Here is a 21,546-nt window from a genome sequence, read left to right on the forward strand (position 1 = left end):
CTCCCCTCCAATGGTCATCGAGGACAACGGATTTCGCTGCCACGCAGGCAATACTATAAAGGCAAATGGCTTCAAGGCAAATATGCCGTGAGGCCAAGCTTCCCAAGCAGGGTCCGCGCCTGCGCGTCTGCCATGGTCCGACCAACATCATCAAGGAACTCCGGGCCACAGAAGAGCTTCAGGTTCTTGGCATCGAGTTGGTCGGCGTCAAGGTGGCCGCTGTTGACGATCACGACACGCCAGGCGCAACCAAGAACCGGATTTTTGCGGAAGCCTTCATAAGAGCAGCCTGTGCTCAAACAAAACGCAACATTGCGCTGGCCCTGATAGTCCCCTTTGATGGCAGCGCTGTAGTCCCGCTCCCACGTTTCTTTAGTCAGCCTGCACCTTTCTGGATTCTCTGCATCCTTGCAGTCGGCCTCGATAAAGATGTAGTCCATCGCGGGACGCCACTCTTCCGCTCTCGATGCCGATGCAATGCTGGTCAACACCAGCGCCGCAATAATGCTTCTCATCACAGCCCCCAACGCCTTCTTCGGGTGTTACCATAGAAACGGCCACAGACACGCGCAAGGCGTCTCAGACGCCCGGATACACGTCCCCGGCCCATGAAGCGCGCCGGTGGGCTTCAAAATGGCTTCGAAATCGATTTGCTTATTGATTGTTCGCCCGCATGAGGGGTAGAAACGATCCCAGCGGATCCGGCCTGCGTTTTCAGGCCGCTGACAGGTGTCAGCCCCTTCCGTGTTCTTGGCTCTGGCAAACATTGCCTCATGAACACGAACCGCGCAACCCACTTCGAATTTACCTGCTTCTCGGCTGACCTTCCGCCGGAAGTTCTCGCCATGACCAGCGTCACCGCGATCGACGTCTTTGCGACCGGCGCGGCGACGGCCGACAAGCCGGCGCCGGAATGGATCAAGCTGACGCCGCGCGGTGCCTTCACCAGCCGCGATGGCCGTTCGTTCGACACGTCCCCGGAAGTGTTGGCTGAACGCTTCAGCGCCGATGGCGTTGCCGTGCCGATCGACCTTGATCATGCGACCGTCAAGAAGGCATTGTTCGGCGACGCCGCTCCCGCCGTGGGCTGGATCGAAGAACTGCAGGCGCGTGTCGATGGTCTCTATGGCCGCGTCGCCTGGCTTGAGGAAGGTCTTCGCGTCCTCGCCGCACGCACTCACCGTTACATCTCGCCGGCGCTCAAAGCCGATGATGCCGGGAAGGCCACATGGCTGCACTCCGCTGCCCTGGTCGCGGCGCCCGGAATTTCCATGCCGGCCGTTGCGTCGGCGACCCCCACCTCAACGGAGAAGAACATGTTGAAAGAGATTGCCGCTGCGCTCGGCCTCGCCGCCGAAGCGTCGGAAGCCTCGTGCCTGTCCGCCATCACCGATCTGCGTAAGCGCATCGATCCGGCCGTTCACCAGGAAACGCTCAACACCCTGGCCGCGCGCGACACGGAGCTTGCCACGATCAAGAAGACGGGCCGCGACAAAGAGGTCAACGATCTGATCGAGGGCGCGCTCACCGCCAAGAAGATCGCGCCGGCCCAGAAGGACGCCTATGTCGCCCTCTGCGCGACCGATGACGGCTTCGCCCAGGTCAAGACGTTGCTCTCGACGCTGGGTGCTGGCCTCGGCACGTCCGGCCTGGACAACAAGCAGCCGGCCGACCAGCTCGCCACGCTCTCTGCCGAGGACCGCGAAGTCATGAAGATGATGGGCGTTACCGAGGAAGAGTTCCGCAAGGCCAACGGCCTCGCCACCGCCTGATCCCCACTCAAACCGTCTGGAGACATTGAAATGACGGCACAGTCGCAGGCCCGCTCGGTCGTCGAGCAGGAGGGCCGCTATTCCGAAGCGCCGATGAAGGGCGCAACCACGATCTTCCAGGGCGCGCTTGTCGTCATGGACGCCGGCCTGGCCGTGCCCGGCCGCACCGCCCTCAACCTCGTGACGATCGGCATCGCCGAGGCAACCGTCGTCAACTCCGGCGCCGATGGCGTGAGGAAGGCTCTCGCCAGGCGCGGCACCTTCAAGTTCTTCAACCACGGCGCCGACGCTGTGACCTCGGCCGAGATCGGCAAGGACTGCTTCATCGCCGACGATCAGACCGTCGCCAAGACCAACGGCACCAACACCCGCTCGATCGCCGGCAAGGTCGTTGGCGTCGAAAGCGACGGCGTCTTCGTACGCGTCGGCTACTAACCAACTCAAGCACTAAAGGAAACTCCGATGCCTCGTGTGATTACGCCCGCGCTCCTGGATGCGGTGAACAAGGGCTTCAAAGCCACCTTCCAGCAGGCCTTCGACGGCTACCAGCCGATGTACGAACAGATCGCCACCGTCGTCGAAAGCAACTCTTCCGAGGAAACTTATCCTTGGCTTGGCGACATCCCGAAGTTGCGCGAGTGGATTGGTGATCGCCACATCAAGGGCCTGACTGCCAAGGGCTACTCGATCAAGAACCGCAAGTTCGAATCAACGATTTCCGTGATCCGCGACGACATCGAGGACGACAAGCTGGGCCTCTACCGTCCGCGCATCCAGATGCTCGGCCAGTCCGCCGCCCAGCATCCGGACGAAATCACCTTCGAGCTGGTAAACGCGGGCTTCTCGTCGCTTTGCTACGACGGCCAGAATTTCTTCGACGTCGATCATCCGGTCGGCAAGGATGGAAATGTGCAGTCGGTTTCCAACATGCAGGCCGGCGCCGGCGAGGCCTGGATCCTCGCCGATCTCTCCCGCCCGCTGAAGCCGTTCATCTTCCAGAAGCGCCGCGACTATGCCTTCACCGCCAAGGAAGACGGCAAGTCGTCCGATCATGTCTTCATGAAGGATGAATACCTCTACGGCGTCGACGCGCGCGTCTCGGCCGGTTTCGGCTTCTGGCAGATGGCCTTCGGTTCGAAGGCGGACCTGACGCCCGCAAATCTCAAGGCGGCCTACACGGCGATGACGAGCTACACCGACGACGAAGGTCGCAAGCTCAACATCAAGCCGACCCACCTGATCGTCGGCAGTGCCAACACCTTCCAGGCGCGTGACATCCTGCTGGCAACCGTCATCGGCGGAACCAGCAACACGCTCGCAAACCTTACCAAAATCATCGAGGCGCCGCTCCTCGACTAAGCCATCGCGGCCGGCTGCAACCGGCCACGGTCACCCGCCCGTCAGCAACCTCCAAGGATCAAATGATGTCGCGTTCCCTCTTTCGAACATCCTACCGCTTCTTTTGCGACCTTCTGCACAGCATCGTCGTCTTCGTCATTACGGCGGTGATTTCCATTCGGGCTTTCGACTGGCGCGTGATTCCGCGCTTCAGCTTGGCGGCCTATCGGCGGCTCGGGTCGATGAAGCCGATCTACCGTGACAGCCATCGAACGCACGGCTTGAACATCACGCCGCTGCGCTGCTGATCTGTCGAGGGTTTCTCCTCCCCTCTCGACAGTGCCGGCGGCAGTCCTCCTCCCAATGCCGCCGGCGGTTTTCCGAAAAGTGGCCGTGTGTCGGCCCCTTTCCCGAGAACCACAACCGGAGACCGACCATGACCAGCAAGCCTGCCAAACAGCAAACAGAGAACAGCGAGACGCCTTCGTCCAGGCGCGTCGAAATTCTTGTCGTCACCGCACCTGGCGGTCCGCGCCGGCGGGCTGGTCTCTCCTTCGGTCCGGCGCCTGTCGAGCTGTTGGCGTCCGACCTGGGCGAGAACCCCGAGGAGACTTTGAACATCCTGCGCGCGGATTCGCTGCTGAAGATCGATGCCAAGGTCCGTGAGCTTCCGCCGGAAACGCCTGACCAGGAATAACCCCAGCGCCGAAGGACCGACGGGGCGGCGATCCGGCCGCCCCGCTCCTCTACCAGGAAGAAACGAATGACCACGTTTGCCGCCATCCCCGATCTTGAAGCACGGTTCCCGCACGAGCTGGCATTGGTGGCAGCCGACGAGCAGACCGGCCTTCGCGACGACATTCGCATCGGCCATGGCCTCACCGACGCCTCGATCGAGATCCGCTCGATCCTTGCCGCCCGCTATTCGGGCGCGGAACTGGCGGCGCTGGACGATGACGCGCTGGCATTGCTCCGCGTCTACTGCATGGACATTGCCTTCTACCGGATCGCGCTCGCCTTCAGCCGATCGAGCGACAACATCAAGGAACGCCACGACGCCGCGATCAAGCGCCTGGAGGCGATCGCCGCCGGCAAGGGCGCGCTGACTGGAACGGGCTCGCCGGGCGGCGGCTCGAGCGGAGGCGACGGCGCCGGCGTCGGCCAGAACGAAGTCGTGCTCGAGGCGCCGGAACGGATGTTCACGCGCGAACGGCTAGGACGCATCTGATGCCAGGAATTTCCATCCAGCTCGACGCCGGCGATCTGACTGCCGGGCTTGCCAAGCTCAAGCCGATCTTCGACTTCGAGCCTGTCGAGTTGATGACGACGCTCGGCGCGCTCGGCGAAAGCCAGACGCGCCGGCGCATCACCGAGGAGAAGACGGCGCCTGACGGCACACCCTGGGAGCCGAACCGGGAGGGCAAGTCGATCCTCCTGCAGACCGGCCAGCACCTGCTGGCTTCGGTTGCCTGGACCGCCTCTGCCGAAATGGCGGAATGGGGCGCCTCCTGGGAACACGCCCACGTTCACCAGGACGGTATGACCATCGTGCCAAAGGAGGCCGAGAGCCTTGTTTTCCAGCTTGGCGGAAAAACCGTCTTCGCCAAGTCCGTCACCGTTCCCGCTCGCCCCTTTGTCGGCCTCTCCGATGAGAACGTCCGCGAGATCGTCGATGTCGTCACCGATCACTTCCAGGTGCTGAAATGAACCCGGTTTCCCTGGAGCAGCTCGTCGCTGCCGACCGTATCGCCCCGGTACAGAAGGCCATCGTCGCGAACGTCGGCCAACTTCTGACCGGCGTCGCCATCAAAGCTCATCCCGGCAAGGTCGACGTTTCCGAACTGATCGCCAAATCCGTCGTGAAAGCACCTGGCATCGGCATTGGCTGGAGCCGTATCCGCCGCGCCGCCTTGAACGATGGCGCCTTCTGCCTGGTGATCGAATGGGTCGCCTACATCGTCGCCGAGGCGCACCTGGTCGGTGGCCGGAGGCGGGAGAAGGAAGAGATTGCACTCGCGATCGGCGGCCGGCTCATGCACATCCTCGCCGACCAGGCCGCCTCCTTGTGGGGGCTGGATGGCCTGCTGCCGCCGGAGGAGACGCCGGCGCCGGAGCTAAAGCCGCTCTTCACACTCGCAGACATGGCGAAGGGTGCGGCCTACTACACGGTCACCTGGACGCAAACGATCATCGATCTTGGCGACGCGCACTTCCCGGCCGTGACGGCAACGACGAACCCCGACAATGGAACGATCGACTTCCTGTCGCCCGGCGACCTGGCCCTCATCGAGCGCTTCATCCCCGGTCGCGAGGTGGTCGGCGATGCGTGACCTGGTCTCTCAAGAACTCGCGCGTCTGGCCGTCAAGCTCGATCGAGCCGAGCGCCGAATCGCGCTGCAGGACATTCCGGGCAAGGTCGCAGCGGTCGATCCGGACAAGAGATTGCTGCGCTTGCAGATCGGCGAGACCAAGGACGGCAAACCGGTGCTTAGCCCATGGGTGCGCTGGCAGGAGCCGGCGGCCGGCGGCCTCAAGGTCCATTCGCAGCCGGCGATCGGCGAGCAGATGCGGCTCGTCAGCCAGTCGGGCACGGTTGGAAGCGGCACGATCGCGGCACCTGGAACCTACGACCAGGACCATTCGGCTCCATCGCAGTCGAGCGAAAGCGCTGTCTTCGAACGCGGACAAGGCCGCATCGAGCTTGGTCCGGACGGCATCCTGCTCAAAGGGCCGGTGCGCATTACCGGCGAAGCCGTCACCCATAACGGTCGCAACATCGGCCACGACCACAAACACACACAGGTTGAACGCGGCCCCAACGTTTCAGGCCCGCCCCAAGGCTAAGGAGAAGAGCATGTCCCGAAAAACCACCCCCCCGAAGAATGACCTGCCCCTCACCGAAGAGCGTGAAGACGCGACAAGCTACGCCGTCACCGCCCTCGCGCCTGGTCGCGTCGCCGGCCAGCGCGCCACTGAAGGCGACGTCCTCCGCCTCACCGAGGAAGAAGCCCGAAACGAATTGCTCTCCGGACACATCCGACCGGTGACCGCCGATGGCGTGAAGGCCGATTAAACCGGCTTCTAAGGGACCTCAAAGATGGCGGGAGCGATCAGATACAGGAGCGGCATCGACGCTTTGACCGGCGCCCGGATCTCCGGCGTCGCGCACCTTGCGCAGTCGCTCGACAAGATATGGTCGACCAGGCTCGGCGAGCGCGTCATGCGCCTTGAGTTCGGCTCCGACCTGCGCAGCCTGCTCGGCGAGGATCTGACGCCGGCGATCGCGCTCCTCATATATAATGAGTTGGTTGCCTCGGCCGCCCGCTTCGAGCCGGAATATGTGGTCACTCAGCTCCAGCTGGTGATGCTCACCGAAGGCGGAGCCCTCGGCCTGCGCCATGCGGGCCTCTACTTTCCCGAAGGACGCTTTGGCAATTTTGATATCGCCGTGCCGCTCACGCTTCCCGCTAAACCGTTAGAAAAGAAGGGGGCTTGATGTCTGATCTTCCAAACCTCGACACCTTGCCGCGTCCGGCCGTGCTGGAAGACCTGGACTTTGACGCCATCGTCGATCGGCAGAACAAGAAATTTGCCGACCTTTGGCACACGGTGCGCCTGACGAATGGTGGGATGGACCTTCCGCCATATGACGTAGAAATGCTGGAGACCGACCCGGTTGTCATCGGTATTCAAGCGGAAAGCTATCGTGAGACGCTCCTGCGGGCACGTGTGAACGATGCAGTCCGGGCTACGTTCTTGGCGTTTGCTACCAGCAGCGACCTCGACCATCTGGCAATTTTCTATGACGTCGTTCGGATGATCGGTGAGGACGACGAACGGCTGCGTTACCGGGTCATCCTCGCTATACAGGGCCGCTCTACCGGCGGAACAGCACCGCGCTACAAATCCGTGGCGATGGGCGCCGACGTCCGGGTGAAAGACGTTGTGGTCTACACACAGGGTCGAAGCCCACTGATCAACGTTGCTATCTATTCGAACTCGGCTGACGGCATCGCCTCGGCGGAGCTGCTCGGGGTCGTCGACACGGCCCTGCAGAGCGCTGGCGTCCGCATGGTCAACGATACCATTGTGGTCTCCTCGGCCGTCCGCTTGACTGTCAATCTTGCAGCTGACGTTTGGCTCCTACCAGACGCTGACATGCTAACGCTAACCCGCATGGAAGATGCGTTGCGCCGCGCCTGGGATAACACCCGCACGCTCGGCCGCGATCTGCCCGTAAGCTGGTGGACTGCGCAGCTCATGATCTCCGGCGTACAGAAGGTCGTTGCGACCAGCCCGGCAGTTGACCAGGTCGTCGCGCCCTCGCAAGCAATCTCCATTGGAACGATTGCCCTTGCTTTCAAAGGGCGAGGCTTCTGATGGCGACCTCACTCCAGCCGGGTAACAAAGGTCTCTTCGAGACCGCGCTGGAGGCTTCGCTCTCCGAGAAGTGGGCAACCCTCACCTCCGGAGCGAGGGCTATCTCGACCGCAAAGCGCGGCGACCCCTTGCCGACGGCGTTGCCCTGGCTCGTTTACGAATACGGGCTCGGTGAGCTGACGCCCTACGTGCCCAACCTTTACAACGTGCTTGCCGAAGGCATCCAATGGCAACGCGTTCGCGGCAGCCTCGATGCGATCGCCCGCGGCCTTAGCTGGATCGGTTATTCCGCTTCCGTTGAGGAAGCCTGGTCCGGACGCAATTGGTGGAACAGCTATCAGCTGCGTTTCGCTAGTCTTCCCACCGTAGACGATCCGGATCTCGGGCGCGTTGAAGGCGTCTCTCGCCTTTCGGTTCCCCAACGCTCCCAACTGCGCCGAGGCGTCTATCAATACGATGCCGGCGCGGTGGAGCTGGACCGTTCGCGGCTCGACGACACATTGCTTGAGCGCGAAAGTGGTGTGGCCGTCACGACAGCAGGCACACTCTGGTCCTTCGGAAGAACCCGCGAGATCGAGCATTTGCTGACCGAGGCCGAAGGTCTTGCGATCGGCAACTGGATCGAGCCGCCGGCGGAAACGTCGTTACTCTGGATCGACATGGACTATCCGTGGTCGACCGCAACGTTTCCGTGGTCGAGCAACGCGGTCACTCAGCGACAGGCGCTGATGGCGGCATGGTTTTCGACGCGTGCTCTGTACGTCGCGCTTCGTGATGGGGCGGGCCAGCTCATCGGATACCGGCGATGCCGTGCGGTTCGGGCGGTTTCGCAGACCTTCGCCGGGCCGTATCGCTTCGCCGGGAATCAATATGTCCCTAAGGCCGGCGGCACACAGGTCTACATCGAAGCGATGACCGACTTCGACGATGCGTCAGGCGATACCGCCGCGGCCTGCAGTCTGGTCGTTGGTGCGTCCGTTGCTGACGGAATCCCTTCGGGGCGGCTTTGGCTCGCTCCGGGGGGGCTTGTTGGTGGCGTCGAGTTCGCGACGACCGCCGTTTCTATTCCCCTTCGCGCCACCGTGCGCGAGCAGATCAAAATCATGCTGAGGTTCTAATGGCCAATCCACACGAAAGCGGCTTGCCACACGCCTATGACCGGGCGGCCGGCAAACCCGAACAGCAATCCGTCGTGTTCTACGGCGATCGGCCGTTCCTGCAGAGCGCCGAGTTGAACGAGTTGCAGACGATCGCGCGCGGCCGGCACAACCGCCTCGGCCGTCTGGTTGCCAAAGATGGCGACCGGATCGAGCGCGCCGACGCCTTCGTCGATGTTACGGCTGGCACGGTGACGCTGACCTCGGGCAGCATCTTTGTCGCCGGCGACGTGTTCCCGGTCGCCGATGCCGTCCTGACTGGCGTCGCCATGACCGGACGCACGGAAATCGGCGTGCGCCTGGCTAAGAGCTGGTTGACGCATGAGCAGGACCCGGACCTTCTCGGACCTGTTCCCGGTTCGCTTGCGGAAGGCGAGCGGGGCGCTGCCCGCGAAATCGTCACTATCGCTTGGGCGCACGCGTCGGACGGCGGAAGCGGTTCGTTTTTCTCGGTCTACACGTTGCAGGATGGAGTGATCCTCGATCAGACCGGCCCGTCGATCCTTGAGCCAGCGATGCAGGCGATCGCGGTCTATGACCGTGTCCACGGCCACTATGTTGTTTCGGGCTGCACGGTCACCGCGCTTGGGGCGCAGGCTGGCGCGCAAGTGTTCTCGATCGAGCAGGGCGAAGCCAACATCAGCGGCTTCAAGCGCACTCGTTATGTTGCCTTGCGTCACGCCGAGCCACAGGCTTGGGACGAGGTGGCGATCCCGGGCGAGACCCACACCTATCCCGGCGGTGCCTCGCATACCGTGAATGTCGACCAGTTTCCGATCGGCGTGATCAACTCGATCCTGTTGACCAAGGAAAAGACGGTCACGATCACGCGTGGCGCGATCGCGCATGGTGCCGATGGTCTGCCCGACACCTCGGTCGTGCAGCTCGTCAGCGTCGTGAAGGGCGGTACGACCTACAATCAGGGCGGCGACTACATTCGCACTGGCAATACGGTCGATTGGGCGCCTGCCGGCGCGGAACCGGCGGCGGGTGAAACCTATCAGGTCACCTACCGCTATCGCGCATCCGTGAGCGCAACGGCGCAGACGGATCGCACGGTAACGGTGTCTGGTGGTGCAACTGGCGGCGACATCATCATCGCCTATACGCAGAAGATGGCCCGCGTCGATGTCCTCGGCCTCAATGTCGAGGGCAGCCCGGTCTACATCAAGGGCGTTTCTGCCCGCTCGAACCCGATCGCGCCGATCGTTCCGAGCGACGTTCTCGCGCTGGCGACGATCACCAACGATTGGATGAACAAGCCGGCCGTCGTCAACGACGGCGTGAGGTCCGTTCCCTATTCGGAAATCTGGCGCTACTTCAACCGGATCGTCGATCACGATCGGCTGATCCAGCTTGAGCGCCTCAAGAGCGGTATCGATTCGCGCGAGCCAGTCGCCAAAAAGGGAATGTTTGTCGATCCGTTCACCGACGACAGCTATCGCGATAGCGGTGTTACCCAGACGGCGGCGATCGGCCGTAGCATGCTGCAGTTGGCGATCGTTCCGACCTTCCACTATGCGACGTTGGCCGGTCCGGTGATGCTCGACTATGTCGAGGAGGTCATCATCACGCAGGGCCTCAAGACGGCCTGCGAGAAGATCAATCCTTATGCCAACTTCACGCCCTTGCCGGCGAGCCTTGCGCTCAATCCGGCGGTCGACTTCTGGACTGAAAGCCAAACGCAATGGCTCTCGGCGCAGACGGTCAACGTCAACATGGGAACGACGGTCAACGGACCGCTGCAGACGACTTCCGTCAGCGAAGACGTTGTCGATCGCCGATCGGAACAGGCCGAATTCCTTCGGCCGATCACCGTCCAGTTCGAGATTAAGGGTTTTGGCGCCGGCGAGCAGCTGCAAAGCCTGACCTTCGACGATGTCAACGTGAAGCCTCCCGGCACACAGACGGCCGATGGGACCGGCAAGATCACTGGCAGCTTCGCCATCCCGGCGAATGTCACCGCTGGCACGAAGATCGTTGTTGCTAAGGGCGTGGCGAGCAAGGAAGCCGTCGCCATGTTCACTGGCGCCGGCACGATCGAGATCGACATCATGCGGCGCGTGACCACGGTCAACAACTGGACGCGGGAACAGGTCGTCGATCCGCGCCCGGCTACCCGGCCGACGCCATTTCGTCCGCGTGAGAATGAAGATCGCGGCCGATCGGATCCGCAAGCGCAGGTGTTCATGCCTTCGACGGCTCGTCAGGTCGTGGGCGTGGATTTCCACATCTGCCACGTCGGCGATCAGTCCAAGGGGCTGCTGGTCGAGCAGGTGACCACGGATAACGGTTATCCATCGCTCGATATCGTCGCGCAGTCTGCCGTCAGCATGGCCGGCGTCGGTACGGGCTGGAAGTCGGCGCGCTATGCTCTGCCGGTCACCACGTTGCCGGATCGGTTGTCGGCCTTCGTCATCAAGACCGATGACAACATGCACTCGGTCTCGCTCGCCAAGCTTGGCGGCTTCGATCCGGAGATCCAGAAGTATGTTTCGGCGCATCCCTATGTGACCGGGCCGCGCTTCTCTTCGGTCAATGCCGAGACATGGACGGCTCATCAGGACGAGGCGCTGTCGTTCCGGGTGGTTGCGGCCAAGTATACAGCGACGACGAAAACGGTGTCGCTCGGTTCTATCAATCTGGTCAATTGCTCGGACATTCAGATCCGGGCGGCGGTCGAATTGCCTTCGGCGGCATGCTCGGTTCTGTTCGAAATCGAGCGGACCAACGGCACGATCTATCGCCTGCTGCCGTTCCAGTTGCTGCAGCTGACCGAGTTCCTGACCGAGACCGTGCAGCTTCGGGCGATCCTGAAGGGAACCGAGCAGCTTTCGCCGACGCTGTTTGCGCCGGTCGAGATCATCGCCGGCCAGATCCTGACGGAAGCAACATACGTTACGCGCGCCTTCACGCTCGGGACCAACGTCCGCATCACGTCCTACCTGAAGTCATTCCTTCCGGGTGGGGCCGCGCTGACGGTCCAGTATTCGATTGATGGTGGTGCGTGGCAGAGCCTGCCCTTGGCCTCAACCGAGGCTTTGTCGTTCCCGCTGTGGACCGAGCGCAAATATCAGGCTTCGCCGGTCTCCGGCGGGCAAGTGCGACTGAAAATCACCGCAACCGGCGGTCCGTCCGCGCGGCTGATCGCGGGCGACTTCGGCGCCGGCGTGTTCTGAGGATAGAGACATGGCAAAAACAGAGCACTACGAGCTCGAAAAGCCGGATGAAGCCCGCAACGTCAATGACGAGTTCTTGACGCTGAGGATTACCCTCGATCAGCTCGACGGTATCCTCTGGGCGATATCCCAAGCCGTCGCCGGCAAGGCGGCGGACGGGCACGGCCATACGATGGAGCAGATCACCGGCCTGACCGATGCGCTCAACGCCAAGATGGCGGCGAGCAAGACGTTCAAGTATGACGATCTGACCGATGTCGACGGGGCGACCGATGCGCCGGTCGGTTACGTCTTGGTCAAGCGCGCTGACGGCACGTGGACGCCGTCCTCGGCTGCTGCCGCGATCGGCGCGCATGGTCACGCGCAGAGCGATATTGCCGGTTTGGGTTCTGCCTTAGGGGGTAAGGTCGCCAAGGCCGGCGACACAATGTCCGGCGACCTCGCTGTTCCTGCCCTGTTCGCCACCAGCGGCAACATTCACATCGATAGTGCCGGTAATAGGCACCTTTGGTATCGATCGAATGTCGGCGTCAATCGCGGACTGTTGTATCACGAGCATACAGATGGCTCGATGCGGTTGCAGATGTACGACACGAGCGGGGCCTACCAAAACGCACTGATTGCGATAGGTAGCGGTCTGCTTCAATGGACCGGCTATCTCCTAGAGATTAACGGCGACCGCTCTGCAGACAACGTTGAAAGCAGAGCTTGGTCCGGTGCGCAGCTCGGGCATCGACACTACTACGGGGCCGATGGGCGCTACCATCTGCAAAAGACGACAAACAATGGGGGGTCTTGGACTACTCTGTTGAGGTACGAAGCAGACGGTAAGGCGTGGTTCGATCTCAACCGTCTATATGCGCCACACGGTATCCACACCGACAGTACCAGTACACATGGTCTGCTCCCCGGCAACGGTGATGCTGCCACCCTCGCAACGCAGAACATGTTCATCACCTCGTGGTGGGGCATCGGTCTTCGCTGCTCGATGGACAACACCACGCGCATCGCGTTCGACACGCGCGACGGGCGTATCCTCGCCACGAACCACATCTACCTCGGTCAAGCCGGGGCTGAGACCCGCTTCCAGTACGACGGTAACATCGTCTGGCCCGGTAGCTCTGGAATGAGCGTCTACGGCATCTCCCTGCATGACGCCCTTGGTAAAAAGGCAGCGTGGAACAACCAGTCTTCGCACCTGGCTACGGGGTACCCGATTGGCGCGATGATCGCGGTTTACACCAATGGTGTGCAGTTCAACCGCAACAGTCTGATCAGCCCGGCCTTGTCTAGCGCTGACGATCGCTACTTCCGTGTCGTAGGTCAGTCGCAGGCAGGTGCCGCACTGGATGGCCTGTGGCGAGCCTGTGGGCACATCGGCAACGATTACGTCGAAGCGCAGCGCATCGGCTAAGGAGGCTTACATGACAGAGCAATTAAACCAACCGGAGCTTATACAGATCGAGCCTAAGGTAACTGCGGTTCATTCTGTTAAAGCTACCGATGAGGCGGACGCCTATTGGGTGGACTGCACAATCGCACTGCCGGACGGTTCGGAAATCTCCGGGCCGTACATGTCTCGACCGGGTCGCGATATCGGGGTCAACCTGGTCATACGGCAATGGCTCGCAGACAATCCGGGCTACTCGATAACCCCGTACACTCCACCGGCCCCGGCGGCTGTGTCTGCCGCCGCTGTCGATGCGGAGCGGGACCGCCGCATCGACAGCGGTTTCGATTATGGCGGTGTCGCCTATCAGACGCGCCCGGATGACCGGGAAAACATCGCGGGCGCGTCGACGGCGGCTCTGGCGGCGATCGTCGCCGGCGCCGCGGCCGGCAATCTCCGTTGGCACGGCGGCGACAGTGATTTCGTCTGGATCGCAACCGACAACAGCACCCATCCGATGGATGCGCAGACAATGTTCGCCTTCGGTCAGGCGGCCATGGCGCACAAGCAGGCCCATATCTTCGCGGCACGCGCCTTGAAGGACATGACGCCGATCCCGGCCGACTACGCAAGCAACGGCCTCTACTGGCCCTGATTTGAAGCGGATTTGAAAGCATCTGGACAACGGCTCACAAAGCCGTCATTTATGGCGTGTTCCATCGGACAAGAAAGGGGCTGACATCTGTCAGCCCCTTTCGCATTGCGGCTCCCGCTACGTTCATCCCGAACTTGATTTTCCTATCATTCAGGGATGGCCCATGTCTGGAACCACCGATTTCGTCGGCGTCCGCGTCTTCTCGGATCTCCGCTCCACCGTTGCCAAGATCGACACGCGCGACAGTACCGTCATTGGTCTCGTGCTGCCGGCGCCGCTGGCAGATAATGCGGCGTTTCCTCTCAACGAACCCGTTCGCCTTTCGACCGACAACGCCGAGCTGGCGACGAAGCTCGGAGTGGGGACGGCATTGGACACAGTCAACCAGATTGCATCCGAGGGCATCGTTACCGACATCGCCTTCGTCCGCACCCAGCATTCGACGCTCACGGACCCGGCGCTGAAGCTTGAAGCGGAAATCAACTCGATTGTTGGCTCCGCCGCGTCCAAGACCGGCGCCTGGGCGCTGCTCGACGCGAAGAGCCATACCGGCCTGGAGCCGGGATGCTTGCTTGCGCCTGGCTATACCTCGCAGAGGGTAGGCAATGTTGCAAACGCGGTGACGACGACGCTTGCGACCATTGCCGGTCGGATCATCGACTGCATCGTCTTTGCCGATACCCCGGTCACCAATCGAGAGGCCGCACGCGATTGGGCGCTCGACTTTGCGACCGCGTTGAACGTCGTGGCGTGCTACCCGCAAGTCCTGGTCAACCTCGGTGCCGGCAACGTCACCCGGCCGATTTCCCCTCACGTTGCTGGCGCGATGATCCGGCGCGACAAGGAGGCCGGCAATCCCTACAAGGCGTTCTGGAACCGGCCGCTGCAGGGCATTCTCGGTCCCACCGTCCCGGTCGGGTACACGGACGGCGACACGTCGTCGGACGCAAACTGGCTGAACCAGAACGGCGTCGGCACTGTTATCGAGCGCAAGCTGCTCTGGGCTCCCTTCACCACGGCGACGGACCCGACCGTCAAGTCCTGGCGGTCGATCAAGCGCATCCGGACGCGCCGCGCGATCGAGAAGGCGATGCTGCGGCCATTGCGCCAGTACATGGCCGAGGACATCACGCCGCACACGGTCTCGCTGATCTTCCGGGCGCTCGACCAGTTCCTTTCCGACCTGGTGACGCTCGGCGCGCTGATCGACTACGAGGTGATCTGGTCAAAGGCGCTGAACCCGGCCAGCCTGCTCGAAGGCGGTGCCATGCGCGTCAAGACGCGCTTCGCCGAAACCCCTGATCTTGTCGACCTGCAGATCTACACGGAACCGCAGCCGGAGGCATTCGACGCCCTAGAAGCTGCGATCGCCGCGTCGATCAGCCAGCTCGGCCTCAACAACGTCCGCGTCACGGCGTAAGGAGAACTTGAAATGGACGGCATTATTCGCGGTTCCAACTGGTATTGCGGCGAGATCAACCAGCGCCTGCGCGTCGACGAAACGACCCTTCCCGAACTCAGCCGCGAGATGAGCACCTTTTTCCTCGGCGGCGGCTATTTCGGGTTGGAGCTTCCCGGCGAAATCAACCCGCTGACAGCCGAGATGACGGTCAACGGCGTGCACGAGGATCTGAAGAGCCGCTTCGGCCGCGAGCCGGGCGATTGGACGACGCTGGTCTACTACGAGAACCTTCTCGACGTGTTCCCAGCCTCGTCCACCGGTGAGACCGAGGCGGCCACTGGACCGAAGCTCAAGGGTCGCGTCGTCTTCCTCAAGGGGCTGCTCACCAGTTACGCTCAGGCGAGCGTCAAGGGCATGAAGTCCTCGGGCGCCACCCGGCTGCGCTGGTCGTCGATCGTCCTCTACCACGACCTTTTCAATGGCAAGACGATCCACAAGTTCGACATCCAAAACAACACGCTGATCATCGACGGTGTCAATTACACCGCCGAGCACAACCGCCTGATCGCGGCATAGGCCGCCCGAAATGCCCGAGCGCGCCCACCGACAGGCGCGAGTTGACGGCCGGCTGCAGCGGTGGGGCGGCCGGCCAACTGCATCAATGAGGAGAGAAACATGAAAGCGAAGATCGAAACCCCGATAGACCTGAAAGACCTGTCCAAGGTCGAAATCGAAGAGATCCCGCTACCGCCGCAGGAAATGTGGGGCGAGCTGAACAATACGGAAAGCTCGACCTCCGCCCCGAGCGTAACGGTCGAAGAGTTCGCCTCGTCCGCTGGGCCTGTTGCATCTGAGGCGATTCTTGATTTCGTCGGCAGCAACCACATCAGGACGGTTCAGCTGGCTCACAAGTTCCGTTTCAACGGCGAACTGGTCGAGACGGTCACCATTAAACGCCTGACGATCGGCCAGGTTAGCACCTTCATTCAGGAGCACGCCGACAAGCCTTTCACCACGTTCGATGTCTATGCGGTGATGACCGGCCTGTCTGCGTCGGTTCTGCGCGGTCTTATCGATGAGGACGGCGACCTGGTCACCGATGCGGCCTACAGTTTTTTGCCCCTCGCACTCCGGCCGGACGCCGAGCCAGCGGCGACCTGAAGCTTTGGCGAACATACGTGGCAACGGTCGCTTCCTATCTGCACACACCACTGCCGGCCGTGATGGCTCTTTGGTGGGACGAGGTGCTGCTTTGGCACGAAGAGGCGCGCCGGATCCATGCGGAAACCTTCGGCCTCCTCCTTCCCCTGAAACTCGGAGAATGAAATGACGATCGACGTCTCGCTCCGTCTACGGCTCGTCAATGATCTTTCGAAGGAAGCTAAACGAGCCGAAGGCGACACCGAGAAACTCACCGGCTCGTTGAAGAAGCTGGGTAACGTTAGGGGCGCGGAGAAGCTCGGCCGCGAAGTTCAACAGGTCGGCCGGCAAGCCAATTCCAGCGACCGGCAGGTGCGCGAACTCGACCGGTCGGCGCGAAAGCTCGGCACGGTTAAGGCCGATCGGGCGGCAAAGGAAATCCGGGCGATCGGCGCTGCAAGCACCGAAGCGCTGAAGAAGATCGGGCAGCTTCGCCGTGAGATGGATGGGCTTGGAAAGGTCGATGCCGGCAAGTTCAGCCGGATCAACCGGCCGGCGAGCGAGCTTTCCAGCACAATGGGCTTCCTGAAGACCAATGTCGGTGCTGCCTTCGGCGGCCTAATGGCCTTCGCCTCGGTCGATAGCATCATCAGTGGCGTCACGCGCCTGGGCGAACAGTTCCGCCGCTTGAACCGCGACGTCGCCTCCGTCGCCGTCACGGCCGAGATGCGGACACCGGAAGCGATCGAGAAGATCGGCAAATCCAACGAACGGCTGTCGGTTCGCTACGGCGTCGACCAGACCGGCGTCAATGCTGCGCGCAAAGCTTATGCTGCGGCCGGCTTCGGCCTCGACCAGCAGGAGGCCATTCTCGACCCGACGTTGAAGGCTGCCAAGGCTGGTGACGCCACGGGGGAGACAATGTCGCAGGCAGTCATTGCCGTGCAGCAGAACCTCGGCGTCAAAAACGAAGAGGTTCCCGCCGCCCTGGATATGATGGCGAAAGGATCAAAGCTCGGTAGCTTCGAAGTCAACGCTATGGCTGCCCGCTTCCCCGCTTTGGCGACGCTCTATGCTGGCACCGGCCGGCAAGGCCTGGGCGCGACGGCTGAGCTGGTCGCGCTTGCGCAGATTGTTCGCATGGGCGCCGGTAGCCAGGACCAGGCGGCCACGAACCTTGAAAACATCCTCGGCAAGGTCTCGTCACCCGACACCGTGAAGAACTTTGAGGAGAAGGGCGTCAGCCTTCCTAAGTTGCGAGAGAAGGCAGAGAAGGACGGCGTCCCCTACCTCACCGCGCTCATGGACGAGGTGCAGCGACTAACAAAGGGTGACACCTTCAAGGTCGGCGAGTTGTTTGGCGACGCACAGGCCAAGGCCGCATTGGCGCCACTGCTCAACAACCGGGAAAAGTACAACGAGTTCCTTCGACAGATCCTCGGCGAGAGCAAGGGCACCGTCGACGCTGACTATGATTTCCTGAGTTCGACGCCGCAGGAAAAGGCCGACCGCCGAGGCTCGGCCATGCAGGCAACCGGCGACCAGGTCGGCAAACTCTACGACCAGGTCATTGGTCCGATCCTCGACCGCGCGGTTAGCGTGGTGAACCCGGATTTCGCCCGCCAGGAGGCAGCTCGCGCCGAAGCCGCGCGATTGAAATCGCTGGATCTGGAAGACCTGCGCGCGCAGATCAGGGAACGCGAACGGCAGCTCGGCGGCATGCCGCAACCCAAATTCAGCGACATTGATCCGCTGTCGGCCGCGCGTGTCACGATCCAGCAGGAAATTCAGCGACTGCGGACCGAGCTGCAGGCGGGTGAACACGCGCAGGGCGCCGGCGCCGGCGGCGACCTCGGCAAGAGCCGTGGCAAGGACTTCATTCCGATTCCGGAGCGCCGGCCGATCGAACAGCAGCTCGGCGGCGATCTATCGGGCGCGGCCAAGCAAGCGATGGACGGCTATAACCAGAAGCTCAACGCCGCCGGCGACGAAGCGGTCGCGATCGCCAGGGAAAAGGCCGCGCAGATGCGCGACGCGTTGAACTTCACGGCAACGCCAACAATCCAGCCGTCATTCCTGCCGCCTGCAGGCAGCTCCGGCCCCTCGGGCAAGCAATCATCGCTGCCGACGACAAGCGCAACGAAGGTCACGCAGTACATCTCCAGCCCGAACGCCCGCCAGGCGGCCATGCGCGCCCAGCGCGAGCAAAACCGCGCAGTCCGTCAAGCATCCGCAAGGACCTTCGGTGGCACCGGCACGAGGTCGGCATGAGCGCCTTTCAAAACCACGGTGCCTTGATCTCGATCGGCGGTGCCATCCTCTACACGATCGGGCTGAACCCGCAGCGCATCTCCAGCGCCCGCGAGGGCCGGTTTCCGGCGCATGCCATACCGGCAGGCCTTGCCTACCAGCGCACCGGTATCGGCGAGCATAGCGTGGCGATCGAGGCCACCACGTTCCCGCACGTCACCGGCGGCCTCGATGCTTATGCTCGCCTCGACGCAATCCTCAAGACGCAAGCTGTTGTGCCGCTCGTCCGCCTGCAGGGAAACTATCTCGGCCAGGCCGCCGGCCTCTGCGTCATCCAGTCTCTGGAGGCCGATGAGGAACGCTTGCATCCCTTCGATGGCGTCGGCCGGCAGATCGATGTCACCATCGGCCTGATCATGCTGCCGTCGACCGCCGGCGCCTTCGCCCGCGACAACGTCGGATCCTTTGGAGCATTTCGATGAGCAGCTACTCCGTTCCTTTCGGCGGCGAGCGCCTGGATAGGATCGCTAAGGCGGTGCTTCGAAGCGAGCGCGACGGCGCCGTCGAGGCACTCCTTGCGGTCAATCCCGGCCTTGCCGAAAAGATAGTTGACGGCTTCGTGCCAGCCGGGACGATCATCCGTATCCCCGAGGCGATCTCGACCGAGCCCTCTCCCAAAACCGTGCTCTCCTGGGAGTAGACGATGCGCAAACCTCGCGTTCAAGTGATCGGCCAGAGCGGCCTCGACTTGTTTCCTGGCTGGTCATCCTCGTCGCTCATGTCCGTGACCTACACCGACGTCGACGGCGGCGAGGCCGACGAGCTGGAGTTCTCTTTCTCCGTCTCCCCGCCGTTTCAGGACAGCCCGGCCGAAGGCACGCGCTACCGGTTCCTCTATGGCTGGGAGGGCCAGCCGCTGCGCGATGCCGGCGAGTTCACCTACCAAAGCGATGCGCTTTCAGGCGACGCCGAGGGCGGCTACGTCATGACCATCGTGGCTCGTGCCTCGGATTTCATTGACGCCGACAAGGCGGCCGAGACCGAGCATTTCGATGACATGACCGCCGGTGAAATCTTCCAGTCACTTGCTGGGCGTGCCGGCAAGCAGGCACTCATTCATCCGGACATTGCCTCGGTCCGATTGCCTTATCGACTTCGCTTCAACCAATCGCTTAGCGGCTTTGCCAACGAGCTGGCCGAGGAACTCGGCGGCACGCTGAAGTTCGCCGGCGGCAAGCTGCTCGTGCCAAAACGCAACGGCGGGCAGAACGCGAACGGTCGGCAACTCCCGACGATCACCATCCCCTTCAAAAGCCAGCACGCCTTCGACATCGCCAGCGAAGGGCGGGGCCGGTATCAGCAGGTCGGAACCGGGTTTTTCGACCCTTTAAAGGGCGTTCAAAAACTCTTCAATGCCACGTCGAGCGGCAAGGCTTCGCGTTTCCTCGGCCTTCATCCCGCACGCAGCGAGGACGAAGCCGAGCTGGCCGGCAAGGCGCAGAGCGCAGAGCTGGCACGCGGCAGTATCAGCGGAAGCTTCGATACGGACGGTAGCGATGAGGCGATGGCCGGCGCCCCAGTGCGGCTTTCCGGATTCGGAGCAAGCCGTGACGCACTCGACCTGGTCGCCGCGTCGATCGCGCACACCATTTCCTTTGAAGACGGTGGCGGCTGGACGATGTCCGTCGAAGTCGGAATGCGGGAGGGCAGCAAACAGTAGGAATACCCGCTCAACCGGGCGGCCGGTGCGGATCAACGCACCAACGACGGGGTCAAGTTCGCGGCTCTATCCCGTCCGACAGGTCATCTGCACAACCGTCGCACCCGTACCCTGCAGGGCGGGCTCTCTGTGACTGAGTCGTGAGCTTTTTGAAATGGTATTTATTGAAGATATGAGGGCGGTTTCGCCTACCCTTCCTCCGGCTGCCTGGATCGGCGGCAAGAGGCAACTGGCGAGCCGCCTGGTCGGGATGATCTCGACCATCCAGCACACCACCTATGCCGAGCCGTTCGTCGGCATGGGCGGTGTCTTTTTTCGTCGCACGGCGGCGCCGAAGAGCGAGGTCATCAACGACCGCAACGGCGAGGTGGTGAACCTCTTCCGGATCCTGCAGCGGCACTATCCACAGTTCATGGATACGCTCAAATTCCAGATAACCAGTCGTCGCGAGTTCGAACGCCTGAAGGCGTGCGTTCCGGCAACCCTGACGGACCTGGAGCGAGCGGCTCGCTTCCTCTACCTGCAGAAGCTTGCCTTCGGCGGCAAGGTCAACGGCCAGAACTTTGGTATCAGCCTTGACCGCTCTGCGCGCTTCAACCTGACGCGCTTGGCGCCGATGCTTGAAGACGTTCACGAGCGCCTTGCCGGCGTGATCCTGGAGAACCTCGACTGGTCGGAGTTCCTCGATCGCTACGATCGGCCGGGGACGCTGTCCTACCTCGACCCGCCGTACTTCGGCAGCGAGGACGACTACGGCAAAGCGCTCTTCGGCCGCGACCAGTTTGCCGCCCTGGCAGATCGTTTGAGGCGGCTTCAAGGGCGCTTCATCCTGTCGATAAATGACGTTCCGGAGATTCGGGAAACGTTCGCGGGCTTCACCTTCCACGAGGCGGAGTTGACCTACTCCGTGGGTGGCGGCAAGGGGGTGGCCGCACGTGAACTAATTATCACAGAGAGAGACTGATGGAGAGCAACCTGACCCTTGGCGAACGCGTCGTACGGGAGGCAAGCGACTTCGGGGACTTCCAGGATCACGAAAAACCGAACCTACTGACGATCAACAAGAATGACCTTCAGGCGATCGTCGAAGCACAGCTCGAATGGTGGCTTATCAACGTCTACGACGTCGACGAATGAAAATGGTGCAGCGGCGTTACCTCGCC

The 21,546-nt window shown here is 62.2% G+C and carries 27 protein-coding genes; 26 read left to right on the plus strand and 1 reads right to left on the minus strand.

The window, feature by feature from the left end:
* Positions 1-71: 71 nt before the first annotated feature.
* Entirely contained in the window at positions 72-515 is a 444-nt protein-coding gene (locus BC363_RS02075; protein ID WP_065787005.1) for a hypothetical protein, read from the minus strand.
* A 258-nt stretch (positions 516-773) separates the two neighbouring features.
* Here BC363_RS02075 and BC363_RS02080 point away from each other — a divergent pair, with 258 nt between their 5' ends.
* The 26 genes from BC363_RS02080 (at position 774) to BC363_RS35005 (ending at position 21,520) form a co-directional block, all read left to right on the plus strand.
* Positions 774-1,772: a phage protease gene (locus BC363_RS02080; protein ID WP_065786488.1), complete on the plus strand. Its 999-nt coding sequence runs from the start codon at positions 774-776 to the stop codon at positions 1,770-1,772.
* A gap of 30 nt (positions 1,773-1,802) precedes the next feature.
* Complete coding sequence (locus BC363_RS02085) at positions 1,803-2,207, plus strand: hypothetical protein (RefSeq protein ID WP_065786486.1); 405 nt, start codon at positions 1,803-1,805, stop codon at positions 2,205-2,207.
* 27 nt (positions 2,208-2,234) lie between these two features.
* Positions 2,235-3,131 (plus strand): Mu-like prophage major head subunit gpT family protein, encoded by an 897-nt coding sequence (locus BC363_RS02090; protein ID WP_065786484.1) that lies wholly within the window; start codon positions 2,235-2,237, stop codon positions 3,129-3,131.
* A 65-nt stretch (positions 3,132-3,196) separates the two neighbouring features.
* On the plus strand, positions 3,197-3,418 hold the full coding sequence (locus BC363_RS02095) for a hypothetical protein (protein WP_065786482.1): 222 nt from the start codon (positions 3,197-3,199) through the stop codon (positions 3,416-3,418).
* 128 nt (positions 3,419-3,546) lie between these two features.
* Positions 3,547-3,807: a hypothetical protein gene (locus BC363_RS02100; protein ID WP_065786480.1), complete on the plus strand. Its 261-nt coding sequence runs from the start codon at positions 3,547-3,549 to the stop codon at positions 3,805-3,807.
* Between the two features lie 66 nt (positions 3,808-3,873).
* Positions 3,874-4,338: a phage protein Gp36 family protein gene (locus tag BC363_RS02105; protein ID WP_065786478.1), complete on the plus strand. Its 465-nt coding sequence runs from the start codon at positions 3,874-3,876 to the stop codon at positions 4,336-4,338.
* Positions 4,338-4,817 (plus strand): phage virion morphogenesis protein, encoded by a 480-nt coding sequence (locus BC363_RS02110; protein WP_065786476.1) that lies wholly within the window; start codon positions 4,338-4,340, stop codon positions 4,815-4,817. Before BC363_RS02105 ends, BC363_RS02110 begins: the two co-directional genes overlap by 1 nt.
* Positions 4,814-5,440: a hypothetical protein gene (locus BC363_RS02115; RefSeq protein ID WP_065786474.1), complete on the plus strand. Its 627-nt coding sequence runs from the start codon at positions 4,814-4,816 to the stop codon at positions 5,438-5,440. Before BC363_RS02110 ends, BC363_RS02115 begins: the two co-directional genes overlap by 4 nt.
* On the plus strand, positions 5,433-5,954 hold the full coding sequence (locus BC363_RS02120) for a phage baseplate assembly protein V (protein ID WP_065786472.1): 522 nt from the start codon (positions 5,433-5,435) through the stop codon (positions 5,952-5,954). Before BC363_RS02115 ends, BC363_RS02120 begins: the two co-directional genes overlap by 8 nt.
* A gap of 10 nt (positions 5,955-5,964) precedes the next feature.
* Positions 5,965-6,183 (plus strand): hypothetical protein, encoded by a 219-nt coding sequence (locus BC363_RS02125; RefSeq protein WP_065786470.1) that lies wholly within the window; start codon positions 5,965-5,967, stop codon positions 6,181-6,183.
* A gap of 24 nt (positions 6,184-6,207) precedes the next feature.
* On the plus strand, positions 6,208-6,606 hold the full coding sequence (locus BC363_RS02130; RefSeq protein ID WP_065786468.1) for a GPW/gp25 family protein: 399 nt from the start codon (positions 6,208-6,210) through the stop codon (positions 6,604-6,606).
* Positions 6,606-7,490 (plus strand): baseplate J/gp47 family protein, encoded by an 885-nt coding sequence (locus BC363_RS02135; protein ID WP_065786467.1) that lies wholly within the window; start codon positions 6,606-6,608, stop codon positions 7,488-7,490. The genes BC363_RS02130 and BC363_RS02135 overlap by 1 nt, the downstream gene beginning before the upstream one ends.
* On the plus strand, positions 7,490-8,608 hold the full coding sequence (locus BC363_RS02140; protein ID WP_065786466.1) for a phage tail protein: 1,119 nt from the start codon (positions 7,490-7,492) through the stop codon (positions 8,606-8,608). Before BC363_RS02135 ends, BC363_RS02140 begins: the two co-directional genes overlap by 1 nt.
* Entirely contained in the window at positions 8,608-11,826 is a 3,219-nt protein-coding gene (locus BC363_RS02145) for a DUF4815 domain-containing protein (RefSeq protein ID WP_065786465.1), read from the plus strand. Before BC363_RS02140 ends, BC363_RS02145 begins: the two co-directional genes overlap by 1 nt.
* Positions 11,827-11,836: 10 nt before the next feature.
* On the plus strand, positions 11,837-13,240 hold the full coding sequence (locus tag BC363_RS02150) for a tail fiber protein (protein WP_065786464.1): 1,404 nt from the start codon (positions 11,837-11,839) through the stop codon (positions 13,238-13,240).
* Positions 13,241-13,400: 160 nt separating this feature from the next.
* Positions 13,401-13,871, plus strand: a complete 471-nt coding sequence (locus tag BC363_RS33180; RefSeq protein ID WP_210183660.1) for a DUF4376 domain-containing protein — start codon at positions 13,401-13,403, stop codon at positions 13,869-13,871.
* A 163-nt stretch (positions 13,872-14,034) separates the two neighbouring features.
* Complete coding sequence (locus BC363_RS02160) at positions 14,035-15,291, plus strand: phage tail sheath family protein (protein WP_065786462.1); 1,257 nt, start codon at positions 14,035-14,037, stop codon at positions 15,289-15,291.
* Between the two features lie 12 nt (positions 15,292-15,303).
* Positions 15,304-15,849: a phage major tail tube protein gene (locus tag BC363_RS02165; RefSeq protein ID WP_065786461.1), complete on the plus strand. Its 546-nt coding sequence runs from the start codon at positions 15,304-15,306 to the stop codon at positions 15,847-15,849.
* 99 nt (positions 15,850-15,948) lie between these two features.
* The gene (locus BC363_RS02170; RefSeq protein WP_065786460.1) at positions 15,949-16,434 is read left to right on the plus strand and encodes a hypothetical protein; all 486 of its coding nucleotides are present in this window, start codon (positions 15,949-15,951) and stop codon (positions 16,432-16,434) included.
* 17 nt (positions 16,435-16,451) lie between these two features.
* Complete coding sequence (locus tag BC363_RS35280; RefSeq protein ID WP_202618516.1) at positions 16,452-16,598, plus strand: hypothetical protein; 147 nt, start codon at positions 16,452-16,454, stop codon at positions 16,596-16,598.
* Position 16,599: 1 nt separating this feature from the next.
* Positions 16,600-18,684, plus strand: a complete 2,085-nt coding sequence (locus tag BC363_RS02175; RefSeq protein ID WP_065786459.1) for a phage tail tape measure protein — start codon at positions 16,600-16,602, stop codon at positions 18,682-18,684.
* A complete protein-coding gene (locus BC363_RS02180) occupies positions 18,681-19,145 on the plus strand; it encodes a phage tail protein (protein WP_065786458.1) in 465 nt (154 codons plus the stop codon). The genes BC363_RS02175 and BC363_RS02180 overlap by 4 nt, the downstream gene beginning before the upstream one ends.
* Positions 19,142-19,363 carry a tail protein X gene (locus BC363_RS02185; protein WP_065786457.1) on the plus strand — a complete coding sequence of 74 codons (222 nt, stop codon included), beginning with the start codon at positions 19,142-19,144 and terminating at the stop codon, positions 19,361-19,363. The genes BC363_RS02180 and BC363_RS02185 overlap by 4 nt, the downstream gene beginning before the upstream one ends.
* Before the next feature lie 3 nt (positions 19,364-19,366).
* Complete coding sequence (locus tag BC363_RS02190; protein ID WP_065786456.1) at positions 19,367-20,383, plus strand: hypothetical protein; 1,017 nt, start codon at positions 19,367-19,369, stop codon at positions 20,381-20,383.
* A gap of 154 nt (positions 20,384-20,537) precedes the next feature.
* Positions 20,538-21,347, plus strand: coding sequence for a DNA adenine methylase (locus tag BC363_RS02195; RefSeq protein ID WP_065786455.1), 810 nt, complete (start codon positions 20,538-20,540; stop codon positions 21,345-21,347).
* Entirely contained in the window at positions 21,347-21,520 is a 174-nt protein-coding gene (locus BC363_RS35005; protein WP_161952425.1) for a hypothetical protein, read from the plus strand. Before BC363_RS02195 ends, BC363_RS35005 begins: the two co-directional genes overlap by 1 nt.
* Positions 21,521-21,546: the final 26 nt, after the last annotated feature.

The organism is Ensifer sp. LC384 (assembly GCF_001695865.1).
In the GTDB taxonomy this organism is placed as follows: Bacteria; Pseudomonadota; Alphaproteobacteria; order Rhizobiales; family Rhizobiaceae; genus Ensifer.

Bases quoted from the DNA above. Each gene is read 5' to 3' on its own strand.
- BC363_RS02075 (WP_065787005.1), bottom strand. From the start codon at position 515: ATGAGAAGCATTATTGCGGCGCTGGTGTTGACCAGCATTGCATCGGCA.
- BC363_RS02080 (WP_065786488.1), top strand. From the start codon at position 774: ATGAACACGAACCGCGCAACCCACTTCGAATTTACCTGCTTCTCGGCT.
- BC363_RS02085 (WP_065786486.1), top strand. From the start codon at position 1,803: ATGACGGCACAGTCGCAGGCCCGCTCGGTCGTCGAGCAGGAGGGCCGC.
- BC363_RS02090 (WP_065786484.1), top strand. From the start codon at position 2,235: ATGCCTCGTGTGATTACGCCCGCGCTCCTGGATGCGGTGAACAAGGGC.
- BC363_RS02095 (WP_065786482.1), top strand. From the start codon at position 3,197: ATGTCGCGTTCCCTCTTTCGAACATCCTACCGCTTCTTTTGCGACCTT.
- BC363_RS02100 (WP_065786480.1), top strand. From the start codon at position 3,547: ATGACCAGCAAGCCTGCCAAACAGCAAACAGAGAACAGCGAGACGCCT.
- BC363_RS02105 (WP_065786478.1), top strand. From the start codon at position 3,874: ATGACCACGTTTGCCGCCATCCCCGATCTTGAAGCACGGTTCCCGCAC.
- BC363_RS02110 (WP_065786476.1), top strand. From the start codon at position 4,338: ATGCCAGGAATTTCCATCCAGCTCGACGCCGGCGATCTGACTGCCGGG.
- BC363_RS02115 (WP_065786474.1), top strand. From the start codon at position 4,814: ATGAACCCGGTTTCCCTGGAGCAGCTCGTCGCTGCCGACCGTATCGCC.
- BC363_RS02120 (WP_065786472.1), top strand. From the start codon at position 5,433: ATGCGTGACCTGGTCTCTCAAGAACTCGCGCGTCTGGCCGTCAAGCTC.
- BC363_RS02125 (WP_065786470.1), top strand. From the start codon at position 5,965: ATGTCCCGAAAAACCACCCCCCCGAAGAATGACCTGCCCCTCACCGAA.
- BC363_RS02130 (WP_065786468.1), top strand. From the start codon at position 6,208: ATGGCGGGAGCGATCAGATACAGGAGCGGCATCGACGCTTTGACCGGC.
- BC363_RS02135 (WP_065786467.1), top strand. From the start codon at position 6,606: ATGTCTGATCTTCCAAACCTCGACACCTTGCCGCGTCCGGCCGTGCTG.
- BC363_RS02140 (WP_065786466.1), top strand. From the start codon at position 7,490: ATGGCGACCTCACTCCAGCCGGGTAACAAAGGTCTCTTCGAGACCGCG.
- BC363_RS02145 (WP_065786465.1), top strand. From the start codon at position 8,608: ATGGCCAATCCACACGAAAGCGGCTTGCCACACGCCTATGACCGGGCG.
- BC363_RS02150 (WP_065786464.1), top strand. From the start codon at position 11,837: ATGGCAAAAACAGAGCACTACGAGCTCGAAAAGCCGGATGAAGCCCGC.
- BC363_RS33180 (WP_210183660.1), top strand. From the start codon at position 13,401: ATGTCTCGACCGGGTCGCGATATCGGGGTCAACCTGGTCATACGGCAA.
- BC363_RS02160 (WP_065786462.1), top strand. From the start codon at position 14,035: ATGTCTGGAACCACCGATTTCGTCGGCGTCCGCGTCTTCTCGGATCTC.
- BC363_RS02165 (WP_065786461.1), top strand. From the start codon at position 15,304: ATGGACGGCATTATTCGCGGTTCCAACTGGTATTGCGGCGAGATCAAC.
- BC363_RS02170 (WP_065786460.1), top strand. From the start codon at position 15,949: ATGAAAGCGAAGATCGAAACCCCGATAGACCTGAAAGACCTGTCCAAG.
- BC363_RS02175 (WP_065786459.1), top strand. From the start codon at position 16,600: ATGACGATCGACGTCTCGCTCCGTCTACGGCTCGTCAATGATCTTTCG.
- BC363_RS02180 (WP_065786458.1), top strand. From the start codon at position 18,681: ATGAGCGCCTTTCAAAACCACGGTGCCTTGATCTCGATCGGCGGTGCC.
- BC363_RS02185 (WP_065786457.1), top strand. From the start codon at position 19,142: ATGAGCAGCTACTCCGTTCCTTTCGGCGGCGAGCGCCTGGATAGGATC.
- BC363_RS02190 (WP_065786456.1), top strand. From the start codon at position 19,367: ATGCGCAAACCTCGCGTTCAAGTGATCGGCCAGAGCGGCCTCGACTTG.
- BC363_RS02195 (WP_065786455.1), top strand. From the start codon at position 20,538: ATGGTATTTATTGAAGATATGAGGGCGGTTTCGCCTACCCTTCCTCCG.
- BC363_RS35005 (WP_161952425.1), top strand. From the start codon at position 21,347: ATGGAGAGCAACCTGACCCTTGGCGAACGCGTCGTACGGGAGGCAAGC.